The 2284-nt window shown below is 35.1% G+C and carries 3 protein-coding genes; 2 read left to right on the top strand and 1 reads right to left on the bottom strand.

Annotated elements, in window-relative coordinates; genetic code table 11:
* Nucleotides 1–94 precede the first annotated feature (94 nt).
* Together ACHZDT_RS01680 and ACHZDT_RS01675 are read left to right on the top strand one after the other, a co-directional pair.
* Nucleotides 95–805: a M48 family metallopeptidase gene (locus ACHZDT_RS01680; protein WP_394772932.1), complete on the top strand. Its 711-nt coding sequence runs from the start codon at nt 95–97 to the stop codon at nt 803–805.
* A 10-nt stretch (nt 806–815) separates the two neighbouring features.
* Nucleotides 816–1076, top strand: coding sequence for a hypothetical protein (locus tag ACHZDT_RS01675; RefSeq protein ID WP_394772931.1), 261 nt, complete (start codon nt 816–818; stop codon nt 1074–1076).
* Here ACHZDT_RS01675 and ACHZDT_RS01670 read toward each other — a convergent pair.
* Complete coding sequence (locus tag ACHZDT_RS01670) at nt 1067–1816, bottom strand: hypothetical protein (RefSeq protein ID WP_394772930.1); 750 nt, start codon at nt 1814–1816, stop codon at nt 1067–1069. The two genes, ACHZDT_RS01675 and ACHZDT_RS01670, sit on opposite strands and share 10 nt — an antisense overlap.
* Nucleotides 1817–2284: the final 468 nt, after the last annotated feature.

Here is a 2284-nt window from a genome sequence, read left to right as displayed (position 1 = left end):
AAAAGCAGCAACAGTATGATACGCAGTTTTCATTTGATAAAATTGATACATTAATTGAGGAAGTAATTAAAATTGCAAAGCTTAAATATATCTGATGCTGAATACTATCAACCATATTAAGTATGGTAGTAAAAGCATTCCCTATAATTTGTCTTTTACTACCCGTAAAACATTGGGCATAAAAGTTATGCCGGATGGTACTGTAAATATAATTGCTCCAATAGGGGCAAACATGTTAGACATAACCCAAAAAGCAAAATCAAAAGCATATTGGATATTAAAGCAACGAGCATTCTTTGGAATGTATAAACCTAATACACCCAAGCGTAAATTTGTAAATGGCGAAACTCATTTATATTTAGGCAGGCAGTATAAATTGCAAATAATCAAAGCGGATGCAGATGGAATTAAAATTTACAGAGGTGCATTAATAATCACAGCGAAGTATATCAACCCAGGTTATTTAGAAAAAATATTGAGCGACTGGCATAAAACAAAAGCAACCGTTCTTTTTGATGAAATACTCACAATAGCATTAGAAGCCTTTAAGAAGTACAAAATCGGGAAACCAATTTTATACATCAGGCAAATGGAAAAGCGATGGGGTAGTTGCACTAAATTGGGCAAAATAATTCTTAATACCGAATTGATTAAAGCTCCCAAGGGCAGTATAGAATATGTAATCATTCACGAACTGTGTCATTTGGTGCATTACAATCACAATAAAGATTTCTACGCATTGCAAAACAAGCTTTATCCTCAATGGGAAAAGTGGAAGGCAAAATTGGAACAAGCATTAGCCTAAAATATATACAATGGAATCAATATTATTGTACAGCATTAAGCCTGAGGAATTATTTGAAAAAATCCGGGCAATAATAAAGGAAGAACTCCAGCAGGATCAACTCCTTACCAAAGAAGGTGCATTAAAAATGGCGGGAATAAGCAATGCCACTTTTATGAAAGCTATAAACGAGGGAATTATAAAGCCTCAGTTAGTAAGGGGCAGAAAAAAGGCCATGTACCTCGAATCAGAAGTATTGAAGATTGAAAAACGTAGAAGATCTCATAGCTGAATCATATCTTCATCCTTAACCGGTATGAATTTTTCTTTCTTCTTAGTTACTTCTTCAAGGGCATGATTGGCGTAATTAAAATCGTCGCACCATTTCTTGCACCTCCTTTTCAGTCCGGGTTCAAGATATTTTTCGAAATGGTATATGAATTTTGTCATAGCGTAATTATCCTTGTAAATATCGATGTAATCAGAAAGTTTATATTCGAAGAATTCTTCCTTTAGCCGTTTAATATCTTCCCGAATTACATTGACTTCCGGCATCGGAGGGGGCGATGTGGTAATATTATTTACGTCAGCAGGCAATTTATAAGACTTGTTTTTGAGCTTCCCTTTATTATTTTGTGCCGCTTCAGACACGTACTTCTTAAATTTTGTACGGTCTTCAATAAACTCCATATACCTACCCAAATCAACATTACGTTCCTTCAATTCTTTTCCGAGGGAAATGAGATCTTTTTTGCTATAATAATAGGTTTGCCCACGCTTGAAATAATTACTAAACCCAAATTCCTGTCTTATAAACGCACCTGCCCGGTAACCAGCATTTTTAATATATTTTCCAACACTATGGTCAGCAACCCACTGACCACGTTCAATATTCAGTTTTTGAAATTCTTTAGCTGCCTTATTCAGGGCTTCCTTCAAAAATTGTTGATCTGGAGGAAGGTCAGATATACCCAAAACCTGGGTAAGGGCAGTTCTTAATTCCTTTATTTCCGATAGGATTTCTTTTTGCATAGTATGTCAGTTTAAATAAGACTTTGCAAATTTATGGCCTGCGGAAGCTTCCACTACCTCTGAATCCCTAAAAATGAACAATACTGATAAAATCTTCCATAAAATAGTTCGACAATTCGCCGCTTTTCTCCACCAAGTTAAGAAGCCCTATTCTAGGGCTTTTTTAATGCCCTTTAACGAATCTGCGTTAATAATTTTTGCTCCAAAAATGACCTTTCACATCTAATTTGGGTCAGGTTTGGGTCAGAAAAATTCCAAAGGGACTGTTAGCATTAGTAATGCTGACAACCGAATAAGGCTAAGATGGAGATACCAGTCCATAAGGTACTCCATAAATCTACATAGTTACAGCAAGGTAAATCTTCTGGCTGTCGTTTAATATAATTAAGATTGAAATTCAAATGCAGCAACTTATATATTTTAGAGCTTTAAATATCGGGTAGAGAATCTCTTACTATTATGTAAAAT

The sequence above is a fragment of the Flavobacterium sp. genome (assembly GCF_043722275.1).
GTDB lineage: Bacteria > Bacteroidota > Bacteroidia > Flavobacteriales > Flavobacteriaceae > Flavobacterium.
The sequence above is the reverse complement of the archived record's forward strand: the minus strand, read 5'-3'. Positions and strand labels throughout refer to the sequence as shown.